Origin of the sequence: Stenotrophomonas sp. STK17_22 (assembly GCF_051983905.1) — a bacterium.
Lineage (GTDB): Bacteria > Pseudomonadota > Gammaproteobacteria > Xanthomonadales > Xanthomonadaceae > Stenotrophomonas > Stenotrophomonas maltophilia_A.
The window spans coordinates 1,003,148-1,020,936 of the sequence record NZ_CP197010.1 but is presented as its reverse complement, the minus strand read 5'-3'; the positions used below and the strand labels follow the sequence as shown (position 1 = coordinate 1,020,936).

General features: G+C 61.2%; 9 protein-coding genes. 3 read left to right on the top strand and 6 right to left on the bottom strand.

The features are described 5' to 3' along the window. Positions 1-7: 7 nt before the first annotated feature. Together ACSYS9_RS04590 and ACSYS9_RS04585 are read right to left on the bottom strand one after the other, a co-directional pair. Complete coding sequence (locus tag ACSYS9_RS04590) at positions 8-994, bottom strand: YqaJ viral recombinase family nuclease (protein WP_043033696.1); 987 nt, start codon at positions 992-994, stop codon at positions 8-10. 72 nt (positions 995-1,066) lie between these two features. Continuing rightward, complete coding sequence (locus ACSYS9_RS04585; RefSeq protein WP_053462304.1) at positions 1,067-2,023, bottom strand: DUF932 domain-containing protein; 957 nt, start codon at positions 2,021-2,023, stop codon at positions 1,067-1,069. A 948-nt stretch (positions 2,024-2,971) separates the two neighbouring features. Here ACSYS9_RS04585 and ACSYS9_RS04580 point away from each other — a divergent pair. Both ACSYS9_RS04580 and ACSYS9_RS04575 read left to right on the top strand, forming a co-directional pair. After that, positions 2,972-3,277, top strand: coding sequence for a helix-turn-helix transcriptional regulator (locus tag ACSYS9_RS04580; RefSeq protein WP_043033698.1), 306 nt, complete (start codon positions 2,972-2,974; stop codon positions 3,275-3,277). A gap of 160 nt (positions 3,278-3,437) precedes the next feature. Next, positions 3,438-4,724, top strand: coding sequence for an inovirus-type Gp2 protein (locus tag ACSYS9_RS04575; protein ID WP_043033700.1), 1,287 nt, complete (start codon positions 3,438-3,440; stop codon positions 4,722-4,724). A gap of 108 nt (positions 4,725-4,832) precedes the next feature. On the opposite strand, the gene ACSYS9_RS04570 is transcribed toward ACSYS9_RS04575, so the two are convergent. The 4 genes from ACSYS9_RS04570 to ACSYS9_RS04555 all read right to left on the bottom strand — a co-directional run bounded on the left by ACSYS9_RS04570 (position 4,833) and on the right by ACSYS9_RS04555 (position 16,154). Continuing rightward, complete coding sequence (locus ACSYS9_RS04570) at positions 4,833-12,065, bottom strand: UvrD-helicase domain-containing protein (protein WP_440568830.1); 7,233 nt, start codon at positions 12,063-12,065, stop codon at positions 4,833-4,835. Positions 12,066-12,610: 545 nt separating this feature from the next. Next, the gene (locus ACSYS9_RS04565) at positions 12,611-13,501 is read right to left on the bottom strand and encodes a hypothetical protein (protein WP_440568828.1); all 891 of its coding nucleotides are present in this window, start codon (positions 13,499-13,501) and stop codon (positions 12,611-12,613) included. Positions 13,502-13,861: 360 nt separating this feature from the next. Beyond that, positions 13,862-14,830 carry an IS5 family transposase gene (locus tag ACSYS9_RS04560; protein WP_440569388.1) on the bottom strand — a complete coding sequence of 323 codons (969 nt, stop codon included), beginning with the start codon at positions 14,828-14,830 and terminating at the stop codon, positions 13,862-13,864. A gap of 85 nt (positions 14,831-14,915) precedes the next feature. Continuing rightward, positions 14,916-16,154, bottom strand: coding sequence for a tyrosine-type recombinase/integrase (locus tag ACSYS9_RS04555; RefSeq protein ID WP_043033702.1), 1,239 nt, complete (start codon positions 16,152-16,154; stop codon positions 14,916-14,918). A 507-nt stretch (positions 16,155-16,661) separates the two neighbouring features. Between ACSYS9_RS04555 and ACSYS9_RS04550 the strand changes: the two genes are divergently transcribed. Continuing rightward, the gene (locus tag ACSYS9_RS04550; RefSeq protein ID WP_071229572.1) at positions 16,662-17,768 is read left to right on the top strand and encodes a DUF3667 domain-containing protein; all 1,107 of its coding nucleotides are present in this window, start codon (positions 16,662-16,664) and stop codon (positions 17,766-17,768) included. Positions 17,769-17,789: the final 21 nt, after the last annotated feature.

Below are 17,789 nucleotides of genomic sequence, written 5' to 3'. Positions count from 1 at the left end.
TCGCCCTCTAAGGTTGGTTGGGGGTGTCGGTGTGGACGGCCAGAACGAACCGGCGCGCGCCGGGACGCACAACCGAGTACTGGGCCGCGATCTCAGGGCGCTCGGCGGTCAGCCGCTTGGCGTCGAGCGACGTGCCGTCCTTGGCCCGTCGGTAGGTGACCGAGCCATTGGCGAAGATCGCCTTGGACGCATCGCCCATGGCCTGCTGGATTGCCTGCTTGAGCGTTTCGGCCCGTTGCTGCTGGGCGTCGAGCTCGGAGCGCAGCCCGGCCAGCTCGTCGTAGACCTGGCAGAGCGCCACATCGCCCGTGAAATCCAGATTGGTGTCATTACCGGGATACAGGTGACGCAGGGCCCGGGCGGCCGACTCGCTACCGTCCGCGGCCGGAGGTGTGCCGGTCTTGACGCACTCCCAGAAGCGGGCCTCCAGCACCACCAGCCGGGCGATGATGTCCTCGTCCCGGACGATCCGGTGGACCTGCAGGTCCTGGCCGCAGAGCAGAACTGCCACGTCCGCGGCATGCTTGCCTGTAACTGCCAACTGGTGCTGGACCTGCAGCTGGACGTACTCGGGCACCCCGTCCTTCCACAAGCGCGACCCGAATTCCCCCGCGGTCTTGCACTCCAGGATCTGGACGTCCGGATCGCCCACGACCTCGCGGTCGATGTTGGCGAGCATGAACGGAAGGGTCGGATGCTGGAGGACGGCGTTGAGTTTGCGAACTTTGCGGCCCGTCCTCTGCTGGTAGGCCACGGCCACATACGGCTCCAGCAAGGTGCCCCAGTAGCGCGGATCGTCCATGCCAGGCTGTTCGTCGCTGGCCGGCTGCCGCCCGGTCTTCTCCAGCCACAGCTCCAGCTGGCTCTTGTAAGGGTTCAGACCAACGGCCGCGGCCGCATCGGAGCTGCCGATGCCGCCACGGCGCACCTCAAGCCACTGCCCGCGGTCCAGCGTGCGCGTATCGACCAGGCGCAGCGCGTTCTCCTTCTTCATGTGCAATCTCCCAAATGAAAACGCCCGGCCAGATGGCCGGGCGTTATGACGTGTTGGTCAAGGACTGCAACCTCAGGACACCAGTTCCAAGACGCTTTCCCAGGCCTTCTGCTTGATTTGCGCACCTTGCCCGAACCATGCAGCGTCGCGGCGGTGGTCGTCGCTGCGTGCGCGGCGGTGGTGGTCCACGAACTCCGTGACGCTGTTAAGCAGGCCCCAGGCGGTGCCTCGGCTGGAAGCCAGCATCGCCCCGCGCCCGCAGCCCTCGTACAAAGCCCGAGCGTTCGCCAATGCCTGCTCGTTGACCACGGTCGCCTTGCCCTCTGCAACCGGGTAGGTCAGCACGCGACGCAACAGGCCCTCCACCGAGTCTGGATCCACCGGGCATTCGGCGAGCGCCTTCATCCGGGCGACAAAACCATCCCAGGCCGAGACGGTGATGCCCAGCTGCCGTTTCACCGTGTCCGCGTCGAAATGGCTGCGATGCGGCACCTTGATCGCACCGCTGGCGCCACCCAGCGCAATCCGCAACGTGTTGTTGCAGACCACGCGCACCGATGTGAACTGTGCGGTGGTAGCTAGCGTTCCGTCACACGCCGTGGCCAGCAACAGGTACCCGTCCACGCGGTCGCGCCCCTTGAGAACGGTGCTTTGCCCGGTCTTAGCCAGTGCCCAGAACTTGCGGCCTTCCCGGAGCACGCCGGCAGTCTCAAGCTCGAAGCCACTGTGTGCTGTCAGGTCACGGTAGAACTCCAGAACCTCTCCCGGCTGCACCACCTTGAAACGCTTACTGACAACCGCCAAAGGCGCTTTGGTGTCCGAGCGGTAAAGCACCTTCTGCTCGGGGAAGGCATTGATGAGGCCAACGTTGTTGCTGCCGGTGATGTAGCGCACCTCGGACTCTTCGACCGCCCAGTCCATCCCGGCCTGCTCCCTCCAAACGTCGATCGGCTGGCGGGGTGCCAGCTTGTTGCCTAGGCCATGCCACGGCTTCTCGCCGGCGTAGGCCATCGATTGAACTAGATGCATGGGAACTCCATTCGGTTGACGGCACAAAAAGCAGAAGGCCCGCCGGTAAAGGCGGGCCTTCTGCTGCCAGGACACTGGCTCAGGGAAAACGAATGTCGCGCTTGGCCAGCAGGCTCACAAGAACTACCGCAACCAGCGTCACAAGCTGAACAATCGTCTCCTTGGTGTCATCGCGCATGGCTCTGACCTTGCCGTAAGCGCTTGGAACGTAGCGCTCGGACGTGAAGCGAGGATCTCCCGCTTCAAGTGGGTATTAAGGGTCTAAGAAATTTTTGAATCGCGACAACGCTGACGCGTACAAGTACCTCAGACAGGCCAACGGAACCGAAGGCCTCGCCCCTTCGCCGCAGCAACTCTTCTGCAATTCTCACGCTGACCACGCGTGCCGGTTGAATCCGCCCCCCCCTGACCGAGGAGCCGCATGGCCTGCAAGTACGGACGCCGATGTAATAGCAATCCTGCTGACCAGCATGGCCATCGATGCTCCGACCGAAAACTGCCTAAAACTCGTTGGGGGACCCCGCCATGGGTATCTCCTTCGGAAAAGCCGCTTTTAGTCGAAACCACCCGGGGCAGAGCGAGGCTGTGCGGGCAAGCTACGGCCCAGAAGGCCCCGACGTTGCGCCGTTCTGTCATCCGGCCGGCCAGGACCGGCGAGGTCGAGAACCCGAACCTAGTGTTGGCTCGGCTACGACTGTCCAGCGCCGTCAGCGCGGAACCACAGTCACTTGGGTCGGATTGGGTCGTCACGTTGGTTCCTCCCCAGGTTTTGGCCCCCTCATCCCGCGCTCGGCAACAAGCGTCGGTCGGAGATGCCCGCGCGGCGATCAATTTTCCCCAACTTTTTTCCTTCCGATCCCAGTTTTCCGCTCCTTATTAATCGCCCCAGCAAACGCGCATCGTGGTCGCAGGCAGGCAAAGGGCCTGTCGCTGCACCGAGATCGCGTTATGAGCCTCAACTACGACTGTTCAACCCACACGACCCATTCGCCGAATACCGATACGGGGGGCATCGCGCCCCGGTCAACCCGCTCCAAGCGAGTCCTCCGCAAGAAAGACCTGGCGAAGAAGCTCTCGTGCTCCGAGAGCACCATCGATAACCGCCTGAACCCGTCGAGCCGCTGGCACGACGAAACGTTCCCTCGGCCCGTTCCGTTGGGTGCAGGCGGCTCGCGCAGTTCTGCCAAGGGCTGGATCGAATACGTCATCGACGAGTGGCTGGAAAGCCGCATGGAGGGTGCCCGTCGCATGTAACGAGCTCACTAAGTCGACGTAGCGAGTCAGCACACAAAAACCCCAAGGAGCTTGGGGTTTTTATTTTCAAAGCCGGGAGAAGCGGGGCCATCGATCCCGCTCGAATTACGGTTTCTATCCTATTAATTAATCAATCAGCACATAGCAGAGAAGCATTCACATGAATGAGATCAATCAGTCCACCTCGTACACCCAGGCAATCGCCTTCGACTGTGACCTGCTCAAGGAGCAGATGTCCAAGCTTTCCATTGACCCCGAGTCCAAGGCTACCCTCATGCCCTCGGCAGAGCAGGACCACCACCTCTTCGTACGTAAGACCAGTCAACGCTACGGGCACACCTATGTCGGGCAGGAGCACGACTTCATCTACTGGCTGCTCCGAGCAGAGAAACTCGTCGATGCCATCGCCCGGAGCGATGATCAGCCGGTTGAAGTTACGCACGATCGAAGGGGGCAGCCGCGCTATCAGCTGACCAAGATCGGCAAGGCATTCTTCAACGCATGCAAGGGCTACAACCCAGACAGTGCGGAGTACTACAAGCACCACCGCTTCAATCCTCCCCTGACCATTGTCCTGCGGATCGTCGACCAGTGGTCGCCTGAGCTCTTGGCTCACACGAACCGTAACGGCGATCCGGTGCTAAGTGATTCACGGACGCGTGAGATTCTCGAGAACGCGGTCGCTTCCATCCGCGCGTCATGCCGGAGCCAGGCCTACAAGGACGAAGTCGACAATTACAAGCGCAACGAAGAGAAGAACATCACCAGCTGCTGCGAGTATCTGGCAGCCCAGTTCCAGCGTCGTTCGCAGCTGCTGATCCTACGGGTTGATCTCTACTTCCGCCCGGCGTTCAAGGGCTGGGGCTACACCCGCGAAGCCGATGGCCATTACGCGCGGTTCCTGCGCGCCCTGCGCGAGAATCGAATCGTTCCCGACGTCCTCGGCTACATCAGCAAGCGCGAGGACGGGATTGATCGTGGCATCCACTTCCACGTCCTCATCGTCCTGGACGGGCACAAGCACCGTGATGCGGCCAATCTGACCCGCATGATCGGGGAGGACTGGGTCCGCCGCTGCGGCGATGGAGAGTATGAGGATGGGGTGGATGTCGGCGAGACGGGCAAGAAGGCCAAGGCGAGCTATTTCAACTGCTACACCCGGATGGATCAGTACCGTTTCAACTGCCTGGGCCTGATCCATCCGACCGATGCAGACAAGCTGCGCGGCTTGCGCCTGGCGATCGAATACCTGTGCAAGGAAACCACGCAGCTCAAGCCCAGCCCGCCGAAGTCCCAGGAGGGTGAGCAGGACGCCGGCATTTCGAGCAGAAAGGGGATCCGCAACCTGCGCAAGGGCATCATGCCGAAGGGCCACAGCGGCCGTGGCGCGCCCAGGAGCAGCGGCCTGGACACCTCAGCCATTGATCGAGAGTTGCTGAAAAAGTGACCTCAAATCTTGCTTCCAGACGAAGGGCCGGCTTGCCGGCCCTTTCTCTTGACACGCCCCGGGGAGCACGCAGGAGCCGTGGTTACGCTGCTAGGAATCTAGCGAACCTCAGCGGAGGCGCCCCGAAACAAGCACAACGTACCCCCAGCCACGATCACGAACACAGTCTGCCAGCGTCTCGTCGATTGAGTCCGGCCGGAACCGCAGGACCGCGCTGACTTTCAGCGAAGCATTCGGTCCGCCGACCACATGTTGCTTCGCAAGAAAGCCGACCTGTGTCAATTGTCCTGAACTCCCTCGATGCATGAAGGACTTGAACGCACCGCCCCCCCTCCCGCCAAGCACGATTGGATCACCTATCGCGACCTCAGTCTCGATATAGCGCTGACACTCATCCGGAGTTGGGTTGAATGCGCTGCGTTGCATGGCCCAACCGAGCGAGACATCCTCCATTGAACCGATCAACACCTGGCCGTCTGTGCGCAGGCCGTCATAGGGCACAGGATCCTTCCTTCCCCAGCTCCTCTCGCGATCACCGCGGTAGTACGTCAGATTCCTCTTCGCCCGGGTCATCCCCACATACAGCAGCCGCGCCTCTTCCGCGGCATCCCCAAGGAGATCCGGTCCCAGTCGGTCCCGCCCTGCCACGCCAAACTGAATCATTGAAGGCAGAATTACTACGTTGTCGAACTCAAGCCCCTTCACCTTGTGCAGTGTCGAAACTACTGCCGTTGACGCTTCATCAACCGTCCCCAACAACCGCACGAGCTCATCGATTCTCAATTCATCAACAAACTTGACGAGCGAGGAAAGATGGGGAAATGATTGCTCGCGGCAGCACAGCTCCCACAGATCGTCCAGCGTGACGTGGGACGTAGGCCTGGAGTATTCCGGAACTCCTCCCGCTTGCACCGTCCTGTTGAATATCTCGCGTCGCACATCCTCCGAAAGTGCGGCATCGCCTTGGGCAGCCGCCTCCCGAAGATGGTCCAACCAGACCGCCACGTGCCGCAGGTCGGCTACGCGCAGATTGGCGCCCCCCTGCACCCTCAGTTTCGGAAGCCCCTGGCTCAACAGCCTGTACGCTTCAGCGACCTCAGCATTCGAACGACAGAGCACGGCGGTCGACTCGCCTTCGCGACCGGCCAGCTCCGTCAGCAGCGATGCGGCGCCTTCTATCGCCTCGCCCCACGTACGACCGCTCCACTCGATCGCCTGGCACGTCCCTTCCGGGGCTCCCCTACGCGATCTCAACCGGGATGTCTTCAGACGCCGGGAACGGTTCGTGCGCTCGAAGAACCCGGCGATCATTAGCTGGCTGCGTTCAACAATGCTCTCGCCAGATCTGAAGTTCACGCCCAGCAGGAACTCCTGAAAGCCTTCCCCCGCGAAATCCCGCGCGAACTGATCAAAGTACTTCTCGGAGAACTGGTGAGCACTGCCATCATTCTTCCGCTGCCACCGCAGGATGTCCTGGTCATCATCACCGATCACCATGACGCCTGCCCGAGACCCACTGCCGGAGTGGAGATGCTTGATGACCTGATACACGTCATCCGTCACGTCCTGGAATTCGTCCACCAGGACACAACGTGCGCCGCCGGCCACCCTCTGGGCGAACGAAGGATCCTTTGACAGCCGATTGGCAAAGTCAGAGAGCAGGGTTTGCACACTGTCTCTCGTAATCTCAATCCCCTCTCTGGCCAGGCTCCGCAGGGCCAGAGAGTGGAAAGTCGAGACCCGCAGGCGCCCCGCGTAGGCTGCATAGCCCAGCGACTTGAACAACTCGCGAATCCGTCGCCGGATCTCAAAGACGACTGCGCGGTTGAACGCAAGCACGATGATCTGCGAGGGATCGACGTTCTGCTCTCGGATCAGGTGCGCGATTCTTCCTACAAGGACGAAAGTCTTGCCTGCCCCCGGACCCGCATTGACCATGATGTGCTGGTCAAACGGCGCCCTGGCCACCTCCCATTGGGCTGATTCTTCCGAGACTCTGAATCTTTCGAAGAACTCAACCGCTTTCGTGGCACGTAGTTTCTCCTGCATCTCCAGGAGCAAGGTGGAGGGGCCGTCTGGATCCTCGCTAACGATTTCACCCAGTTGCGAATCGAGAAACTGCCTGATCGCAGGGCCATCCACGGTATCGAAATACCCTTCGATGAAGGCCGGGTGGGCATTCGTGTTTACGTTTGCGAACACCTCCATTGCCAGATTTCGTGCCTCCGCAAGTTCATTGACCTGCCTGAGCTCGTCCCAGATATCCGCCTGATCCTCAAGCCTGCCGTCGGCATCGGACACCGCTACGACATGTGATAGCGGAACCAGTTCCGGCGAGATGCTGACAAGGCTCATTGCTGACAACAACCCGGCCACCTTGTTCAAGTCGGATTCGCGGAAACGGCCGTCACGGCTTCCGGCTCGTAGCTGGTCTACAAGTCTCGAGATGGGGATCGATCTCTGGTTTGCGACGGCCGCGAACAAGGACTTCGCCCCCTGCAGGAAACGTTGCCGCCTGGAATCTGCTTTTGACCATGCAGATCGCGGAAGCACTGCTTCCCAGATGACTTTATCGTCGGCCCGAACCAGTTGGCGAAGCTTGACTCCGGATGTGCGCGCCAAGCTTCTGAACCCGTTAATGAACGATCTTTCGTACATCCGGCGCTTGTCATCGCCGACCCGCGGCCCCTCTACGTCCTCGACCATCTCGAACGGGTTGAACTCGATTCGCCCCTTCTTGGCGAGCCGGCGTATGAGCTCGGCAACGCCACCATCGACGTACTGGAACAACTCGCTGATCTTGGTAGATGGCTCAGATGCGAGCTTACGCGGGACAACGTCGATCTCACGACGAAGCAATACAGCCCCACGCTTTTCGAGGTCGCCCAAGACTGCCAGCACATCATCCACCGACCTGAGCGCACTGCTGCGCAGCTTGATCTGGGAGAGATTGAGAATCACCGTCTTTGCAGCGGCGGCATCACCGCTCGACAACCCCGCGTGTGCGGGGCGTGGGCTTGGAAGCGACCGCAGCGAAGGTTCTGCCAAGCCATGGAACTGCATTCCCACCGTATCGGATAAGCCGGAGAACAGCCGTCCGAGCGCGCCAATCATGCCGCCGAGAGTCCCTCCTCCCGGGACTGGAGAAGCACCGAAAGCGGAGTTGCCTGCAACGGATGCACCAGAGATCGACGGGTCCGCGGGCCCCGTTTGAAGAATCAAGTCGGCCACTTCAGCAGCCAAGCCATCCTCCCGGGATATCCGCTCGAGCGAGGACGGGTAGGCAATCACCTCAATGAGATCCGGCAAGGAACCGCACAGGCGTACCCGTTCGGCACGTTCGAGCCAGTACAGCCCCATTCGGACCCGCGTAGCGGCCGCGCGCCTGGCAGCCGGGCTCTGCCTCGCTGGATTCTGTGGCGTGCTGTAGCCTTCGGCGGGAACGATCGCCAGTTGCTGGCCATCCACCCGATATGCGTGCTCGCAGACCTTCTCGTAGAGGTCCCTGATGATGGGAAGCGACAGCGCACCGCGCGCCCGCAAACCACGGATCGACTCGAAGTCCTGGTCCGAGAACAGCAGCGTGGCGGAAAGCTTCTCAAGCCGCGCGTTCTTGCGCTCCCGTTCGCCTCGTCCGATCCGGCCAACCTCCTGCAGGTAGTCCTCGAGGTATCCCGGCGGTGCAAGGTGCACTACCCAATGGATATCCGGAATATCCATCCCCATGCCAAACGCCTTCGTAGCCACCAGGACATCAAGGTCACCGTCCAGAAAGCGCGTGTAGATCTCTTCCCGCGAGCCTGCATCTAAGCCCGCATGGTAGTAGTCGACCTGACCACTAGTGGCCCGGGCAAGCCGCTGCGCCACAACCTCCGCATGGTAACGGCTGGAGACAAAAACTATGACGGCACTACGTTGGCCCGTCGCCGCGCGGTTGCGCCGTGCCGCCGACACGGCTTCTTCGATGTGAGGCAGACGCTCCGCTAGCGCCTTGTCGAAGTTTCGCCGGTCGTTGAGCATGCCGCGCACACGGCGAGGCTCAACTGCAATATGCGTTCGCAATGGATTGGAGAACGAGTCCGGCCTTGTCAAGAGCGGCAGTGGAGATCCCGCATCTCCGGACGTGACGGCCTGCAAACGGGCCCTGTCGGATGCGGTGATGGTTGCTGACAGCAACAGGAACGGCGTCGGCTCACCCAAGTCCAATGCACGACACATGCGCAGCAAAAGCTTCAGCGCGTGAAAGTAGTCCGGCCTGAACTCGTACCCCCACTGATTTACGCAATGGGTTTCATCCACCACCACATGCTCCAAGCCTTTGTCAGCCTGCATGCGTTTGTGAAGCACATCTAGGAAAACACCACTGCGGGTTCGCTCTGGCGCGACATACAGCAGCACGATCCGATGATCGAGCACGCCCTGGATCACCTCGGCGATCTCGCCGGGTGGCCGATCACCGCTGAGATAGTCGACTGACTCGGAGAAACCCTGCTCCCGCAGGCGCTCCACCTGATCCCGCATCAATGCCTTCAACGGCGAGATGACCAACGTCAGCCGTCTATTGCGTAGGCCACGGCAGAGCGCTGGAACTTGAAACAGCACCGACTTGCCCTCGCCCGTCGGCAAGGAGACGAGAACGTTAGCGGAGCGTTCGCAGATGGCCTCCATCGCCATCTTCTGCGACGGCTTGAACCCCGTGACTCGATTTCCAGCCTCTCCGCTGCGAGGCTGCCAGTTCGCGACCAGAAAGCGCTCCATGGCCTCGAAGCCTGAAGGAGCCTCCTCGCGCACCAGCTTGAATCGCGATAACACAAGCTCCAGTCGTTGCGCATGGTCAACCAGCAAGGGGGTCTCGACCAGCTGGAAGGCGTCCACAAGGTTCGATAGCCCCTTCCCCATGTCGCTTACGCGCGGATCGATGAGGATGACGGGAAGCTGCGACGCTGACAGCCCCACCTCGCCCATCCATCCATGCAATCGCGCCCGCACCAGGGCTGCCGCAGCTTCGAGCAGAGCCGCGGCACTGACGACCGTGGCTCCGCCTTCCTTCTTGGCCGCCTGGTCAGAATCACAACTTACCTGCGTGGCAGTGCGCGCCTCCGCACAGGCATACCAATCCTCGATCGGCAGCGCCTCAATCACAGGTTGCAGCACCACGCCCGCCGTCTGGGCAAGCGTTTGCCAGACGGGCCACTGGTCGAGCACGTCGACCAGCGCGAGGCCACCACTCGAGGCGCGCAACATGTGTTCTCGTTGGCTGCGATGCTCGGGTTTCACCTCGCCAAGCCCGACCTCGGCCAAGCCAGTCGCCAACAGGTCACGCAGCACACTGCTTCGGGAACTCGAAATCAGCAAAATCGGAACAATTCCCGTTCCAACTGTCGCGACTTCCTTGAATGTGCGAATCACCTCGGCCCAATAGCTGCCCTGGTCCTCGGCCCGGGGATGCAACACATGAAGGCGCCGCCTCGCAATCTGCGGACGGTGTGTTGGAGCCGGCGCGCACCCGGCTTGAACAATCGCCGCATCCCTGACAGGGAACGTCGTAAATGTAGCCAGACCTCCTCGGCAGTCGAGCACGTGTGCGGCACGGTCAATGAGCAACCATCGCAGTGCAGATCCGGTTTCACCGATGCGCATGAATGGCGCCGCGGGCATTTCACCCAGCGTCTGCGCAACATCGTTGTGCGCAACCTGCCGTCGATCGAGCACAAGGACATCATCGCTGAGCCCGGTCACCACGCAGGATGATGGATCCCTGCTGGCCCACCACTCAACGCTGGCGGGCAACGACGCGACACGCCAGCCCGAATCGGCCTTCGGCACTACGCACGCCATGTCGACCGCCGACCGCAGACGGGCGTCACGTTCAAGCAGCCAGACCGGAATCATGTTCCGTCGCAGCGCAATGCCCTGCGCGGCAGCCAGCTCCGCAACAGCCGTCAGGACCCGGGCAGCCGGGTCGGATGCGGTGTCGGCCGGCAGGGCCTTCTTAAGCAAGGCAACGTCAATTTCCCGCCACTCGACCGCCACCGCCTCGCAGGGGTCCGCCGAAACCACTGATACACCCGGAACCCAGTCGACCTCTCGGAGCCTACTCATGGGCACGACGACCAGCTTCGCAGGCAAGGCTCCCTCCGCGGACATGAAGCTCGGGGAGTCGCGGGCAAAATCGGATACGTCCCGCAGAGCCTCAATGACCACATCCAGCAGCCGGGCAGAATCCGTGAACTCGCCAATCAACACTCTGCGTGCAACATCGGCAGGCAGGCGCTCTAGCTGTCGCTTAAGCACCTGCAATGTGTCAAGCGCATCCTGGTTCGCATGATGCCGTCCACCCAGCGCGTGCGACGCCGCTTGAGGCTCCAGCAGGTACCCGATGAGTAACGTGTCCCAGATCAATGGCACCGACGCCGGCGCGATGTGACGGGCAACAATCGGCCAGTCCCATGCCAGGACATTGTGACCTACCACCAAGGGCGCAGCGTTGACTCGCTGTCCTAGGTCGGCCATGGCCATAACCAAGTCGGTCCCGCTACGCTCGTCGTGAAGAAGGCTGGCCTGTCCGTTGCGTGCGCAGCCGATTTCCCAGATGCGCTCACCGTCGGTTTCCAGGTCGAATGCCAGTGACGAAGCAGTCAGCAGCGACCTTGCACGTGATGGTTCCTGCTGGAGTTGCTTGCCCAGCCCTGCAGGACTCTTCCGCCACCCTGACAGCAGTGAATCTTGGCGCGCGGCTGGGAGTCGATGAAACAGCGAAACCGCCAGATCGGGATTACGCTCTGTCCACGCTTCAGCCTGTACTTCGGACAGCAACCCGTTACGTACGATCCTGTCCAGCCAAGCATCGATGAACGCATCCCGCGGGATGCCGTAGTCCAGGAAACGCGTTGCCAGCTCGACCTCAGAGGCCTCCGCTCCGGGGAAGCAGGTCTCCCAGTTTCCACGCGGTTCCGACAAGACCCGGCTGAGCAGGTGCCACTCAAGAAGGCGGGAACGGGCATCCGGAGGTAGCCTTCCGCTTTGGAACCAGGAGACATCTGGCGCACCCAGCACGGCTAGCTGCGTGGGCTCAAGCACTTCCAGCAGCCTCGGGAACGCGCAAGCGGGGCTACCGGGCGACAGGCTGGCAGCAAACTGGTAGTGCGACTTCACCAGCCGGCGACTGACCTGATGTGCTTCCAGATCTGTCGGCGACATCTCGGCCAGCCGTTCGCAGACGACCTGTCCCAGCACCTCGTCCTCCAAGTCGGTGGGGGCCGGCACATTTCCATCCCATCGCTTCGCGTACCACCCTGTCTCGAACAGGCCCCACAACGCTTCCCGCGGCAGCTCACCCAAGCGCTTGCGCCGCAAAGCGTCCGTAGATGCCTGGCTTGTGGGCGCATTCCCTAGCGAAGCTGAGGCGATTTCAACGGGCGCCCACGAGACCGCACCCTTCTTGGGCTCATGTGGACGCCGCGGGTCGCTGCCCGTGAGGAAGAGCACCTGAGATCCCACAGGGGGAGCTTCTGTCCATCAGGTAGCCGGCCCGGATATCCCCGGAAGTGGAAGAACACGTCCTCGCGCGCGCCACCAGAGATGAAGCCGAAGCCCCGTTCTTCGTCGAGCCTGGCCACAGTTCCGAAGCGTGGCAGCTTCAAGAAGAGCATTCCCTCATCAGATTGTGGCTTCTTACCAGATCCTAGCGGCCGACCACCGGTCTTGGAATTGGTCTTCCTAGTGTCCACAACCTCTCGCTCGGTCGGCTGTAAGCCCAATGTCTTCAGCTGGTCGGCCAGCGTGCTCATGATTGTTCATCCCCTTGCTGGCACACACGCGTCTCCCAAAGTCTTGGCGAAATGGAAAATGACCGGGTGTGCGCGTTACCCATCCCCGGCTTGGCGTCACCCTCGATCGCTGCGGATGTGCCTAAAGTCGCTCTTGTGCTTGTTGCGCCGGTACTTTTCACCGGTGATGAAGTAAACCAACGACTGCACCTGATCACTGTCTTCCCGGTCAAAGAAGCCAAGACCAACCAAGAGATCCACCAATTTTTCCCGATCGCCGCCGAGTCCTGGTTCCTTAGCACCACTCCAACGGCAGGCGGCATATAGGAGTTTTCTGAGCTTGTGATTGATGAAATCCTGATCGAGGAATGTATCCGCCGGAACCTCTACGGCCTCTTCGGGAAGATCAATCTCCCCAAGGCCCTCGGACGAATAGTTGTAGCCGGGGTTGGCGAGCGTCGCCGCGAACTCATGCCGACCGTCGTTGAAAGGCTTGGGATTCTTCTTGTAGCCGGCATTCAACTCTCGAAATTCTGCCGCAAGCGATGGCGCATCGATCTCACTGCGCGCCCTCCCTCGATTTCGATAGGCTTTGCGGAGGATCTCGTATACCAATGACGACGAATCTTTCAGCCCATAGGGGTCATCCGGCGCATCTCCACAGGCTGGCACAAGCACATCCTTAGCAGTCGGCGTGCTTTCCAAGGCGTCACTAAGTGCGGGCACCTCAACGAAAACATCCTTGAAACTGACCCCGTGAAGAATGTACGAATACTGGCTTCTGATGCGATTCAACGTCTTCACGACCACAGGAGCACCCGAGCTGGCATCAAACTCGGTTGGCACCTTGTCGGCGATGGCCCGCTCGGTGGGCAAGAGGAAACCCAGCAAACCCTTTCGATACTTGAAATCGATTGAAGGAATGCCATCGTGCGTCAACGCGGATTCCAGACCTCCCGCACTGAATTGGTGCAATGCGATGGGGGGATATTCGAGAACGTCACGCAACTGCGATGTATCGAGCTGCAAATACCGTATCTGGGCCTGATTGCCATCAGCCCGCACGGGACCTTGGGTTGACTTCTGGGGCCACAGAAGCTGGTACCCAGGAGGAAAGGGGTCAATAGAGAGAAGGCTGACCCGAAATCCCTTCGGGACCTTGACGTAGAACCTGTCGTATCCAGCCTCAAGGAGCCTGTGAACGAACTCAACAGGGTCGTTCCCGTCAAGCATGCTGGCTAAGGAAGGTCTGATCAAAGCGCTCTGATACTTGGATTTCAGCGTCAAGGCGCCAAGTCGACCTCGATATGATCGATTTTGCGCCGTTTCTGACGCTTTTCGACGGGTTTCCCCGTCCAACAGACGGATTTACCCCGTCGGCAGCAACAGACGTCGCCGCGCCATCCACAGATTCGACAGCGCGAACAGCGTCAGCACCTGCGCCGTGTTCTTCGCCAAGCCGCGGTAGCGCACCTTGGTGTAGCCGAACTGGCGCTTCACCACCCGGAACGGGTGCTCCACCTTCGCCCGCAGGCTGGCCTTGAAGTGCTCCCAGCGCTCGGCGTACTTGCGCTCGCGCTTGTTCTTCAGCGCTCGCAACTTCGAGGGCTTCTCCGCGATCCAGAACGCAGCCTCCACGTCTTGCAGCTCCTCGCGCTTGTCCGCGCCGGTGTAGCCGCTGTCGCCGCAGATCGTATCTTCCTTGCCGTGCAGCAGCTTGTGCACCTGCGTCACGTCATTCACGTTCGCCGCTGTGCACTCCACGTGATGCACCAGGCCCGATTCCTCGTCCACGCCAATGTGCGCCTTCATCCCGAAGTGCCACTGGTTGCCCTTCTTCGTCTGGTGCATCTCCGGGTCGCGCTTGCCGTCCCTGTTCTTGGTAGAGCTCGGTGCCGCAATGATCGTGGCATCGACGATCGTGCCGGCCTTCAAGCTCTGGCCCTTGCGCGCCAGGTGCGCGTTCACGCGCTCCAGGAGCTGCGGCGCCAGATCATGCGTCTCCAGCAGCCGGCGGAAGTTGAGGATCGTGGTCTCGTCCGGAATGTTGTCCAGCCCGCTCAGGCGGGCAAAGCGGCGCATCACCGGCATCTCGTACAGCGCCTCTTCCATGCCCGGGTCGCTCAGCGCGTACCACTGCTGCAGAAAGTGGATGCGCAGCATCGTCGCCAGCGCGTACGGTTGCCGGCCACGCTGGCCCATCTTCGGGTAGTGCGGTGCGATCAGCGCCAGCAATACGTTCCACGGCACCACCTGCTCCATCTCCGCCAGGAAGATCTCGCGTCGCGTCTTCTTCCGCTTGCCCGTGTGTTCCGCGTCCCCGAAGCTCAGCTGCATCGTCGTCATCCGTCGAACCTTGCGCTATTGTCGCCGAGGAATTGTTCAGAGCATCCCTAAGGGCCGAACTCGAATGGCTGGCGATTCAGGCGTCATGCGGCGAGGCATCCTTCTTGGGCTTCTTTGCAGGTGGGTGAACAAAGTCGGCCCAGGCCTGCATCATCGGACGACGTTGCTCCAAGAGATCTGTGCGGTGGTAGGCGGCCTCGACCTTGTCCTTGACCGTATGCGCCAACGCCCGCTCTGCCAGGTCACGGGCATAGCCTTGCTCGCTGCACCAGTCGCGGAAGCTCGAGCGGAACCCGTGGGCGGTCGCAATACGCCCAGGCGTGTCGCTCGGTGCGTTCGCTCTCCGCAACAAGGCTGTGAGCGTCATGTCCGACATGACCGAACGAGCCTGCACAGAGGGAAAGACAAGTTCGTCGTGATGGCCTTCCTGGCGCCTGAGCAGCTTGACGGACTGTTCCGACAATGGCACTCGATGAGGCTGTTTGGCCTTCATGCGAGCAGCAGGAATCGTCCACAGCTTCGCGCGAAGGTTCACTTCCGCCCACGTCATCCCGCGCACCTCGCCGGAACGACTGGCATTCAGGATCAGGAACAGCAAAGCATTTCGCGTGACTTCGTACTCGCCAGCTCCTGCAAGTTCTGCTTTCACGAACGATGGAAGCTTCGCCCAGGGCATTGCTGGCTGATGCTCCTGCCGGACAGACTTTCCCGGCTGCAGCGGAAGCAGATGTGTTACGACATCGACCGGGTTGGCTTGGTTAAATCCGTGCGCCCAACCCCACGCCATTACCGCGTGTAGCCGCTGCTTCACGCGACTTGCCGTCTCTGCCTTGTCGAGCCAGATGGGGCGGAGGACATCCGCAACGTGCCGCGGTTGCAACTGGTCGATGGGAAGGGAGCCAATCCGTGGAAACGCGTACTCAGTCAGCGTATTAAGCCACTGCTGTGCGTGCTTGGGATTCTTCCACCCGGGCTTTAGTTCCGCGTGGAGTAGCTCCGCTGCTTCCTGAAAGGTCGGTGTCTTCGGCTTAGCGTGGTCAGCCGCCTTAACCTCCAACGGATCCTGCCCACTCGCGATCTGCTCGCGCATTTCTCGCGCCAGTTTACCCACCAGAGCAATCCCAACTTCGGGGTAGGCACCCAAGCCGGCGTTGCGTCGCTTGCCCGTGGCAGGACTGACGTAGCGCAGCACCCACTTACCCTGCCCCTTCTGTGAGGGCGACGGATGCAGCGTCAGGCCAGTTATGCCTCCGTGCGGGACAGCCTGACCGCCAGGGCTCAGGCTGCGAGCCTTTGCATCCGTGATCAATCCCATGTCCTTCCTCGGCCCCCCTGTTTCCGGTATGCCATCGAGTATGCCATTTGATGTTTGCTTCCTTTAAGTGTCGTTGGGGTCGATTGGTACGCAGCTGTAGCTAAGTTGCTGAACCGCGTGCTAAAATTTTCAAAGGTTGAGATCGGCTGGGCCCCGTTGGGCATCGCCCGAGCAGTCCCTCTCTCCGCCAGATAACTGAAAAAGGCTGCCCCCAGGGACGGCCTTTTTCAGTTATCTGGCGCGGGACGCGAAGTGCGCTGCGCGCGCTTCGCCCCAAACGTTGCTGCGCAACCTTTGGGCCCCTCCCTTTGCCGGCCTCTCCCCGCCCCAGTCGGGGCAGCCCCTCAACAGAGGGGCTTGTTCCTCCAGATCCATCAGTAGATCCACGCCACGCGTGGATGCTTTTGATCGCCTTACGCACGCTCGTTGGCACTCCAAAACAAAGCTGAACGAAACCTGAAAATTCGCTATCGTAGGCGCCTTCATCCGACGCCTGGCCCATTGCCCATGAGTTCGACCGACAGCGCTCACGCCGACTGCGAGAACTGCAACACCGCCCTGCAGGGCCACTACTGCCATCGCTGCGGGCAATCGGCGCACAACCCGCTCAAGCACGTGGGCCATGCCATCGAAGAAGTGTTCGAATCCTTCTGGCACCTGGACGGGCGCATCTTCCGCACGCTGCGCGATCTTTGGGTTCCCGGCCGCATCACGCAGAACTACCTCAAGGGCCGCCGGGTCGGATACGTGCAGCCTTTGCGGCTGTTCGTCATCCTCACCCTGTTTACGTTCTTCATCGGCAAACTGTTCGTGCACGTCGACGACATCCGCATGGGCGGAGGCGATTCGCTGTATGCCAAGTCCAACACCGTTGAACAGGTCGAGGCCGCACGCGCGAAACAGCTCGCGACGATCGATCGCCAGCAGGCCAACTCACCCGCTACCGGCAACGCCGGCTTCGCCATGGCCAGAGCGGCGGTGAATGCGGCAGCCGCACAGCGCAAAGCCGAGCTCACCGGCACCAGCAAGGAGGTCGCCACGACCGAGCCCGGCACCTTCTTCAACCACACCGTCAACGGCAAACCGTGGGACGCTGACACCAACCCCATCGTGGTGGCCGGCTGGCCCCGGTTCGCCAACAACTGGCTCAACAAGCGCCTGCACAACGGCAACGCCAACATCCAGCGCATGGGGGGCAAGACCGATCTGTACATGCAGGCGATCCTGACCGCATTGCCCGGTGCCCTGTTCTTCCTGATGCCGGTGTTCGCGCTGGTACTGCGCATCGCCTACGTGCCACGGCAGATGGGGTATCTGGAACATCTGGTGGTGGCGCTGTACAGCCACTGCTGGCTGATGATGGTGCTGCTGACAACCTTCCTCATCGCCGGCATCAGCAGCGCGCTCGCATCCCCCGCCTTCGCCGCCGCCAGCCAATGGCTGTATGCCCTGCTGTGGCTGGCGGTCCCGGTCTATCTGCTGTGGATGCAGCAACGCGTGTATGGCGGCAACAAGGCGCTGACCGTGTTGCGCTACCTTGCCATCGGCGGCGTCTACCTGTTCCTGGTGAGCTTCGTGGTGATGTATGCGGTGCTGGCGGGAATCTCGGCCTGAGGGATACACGCACGGCATCCG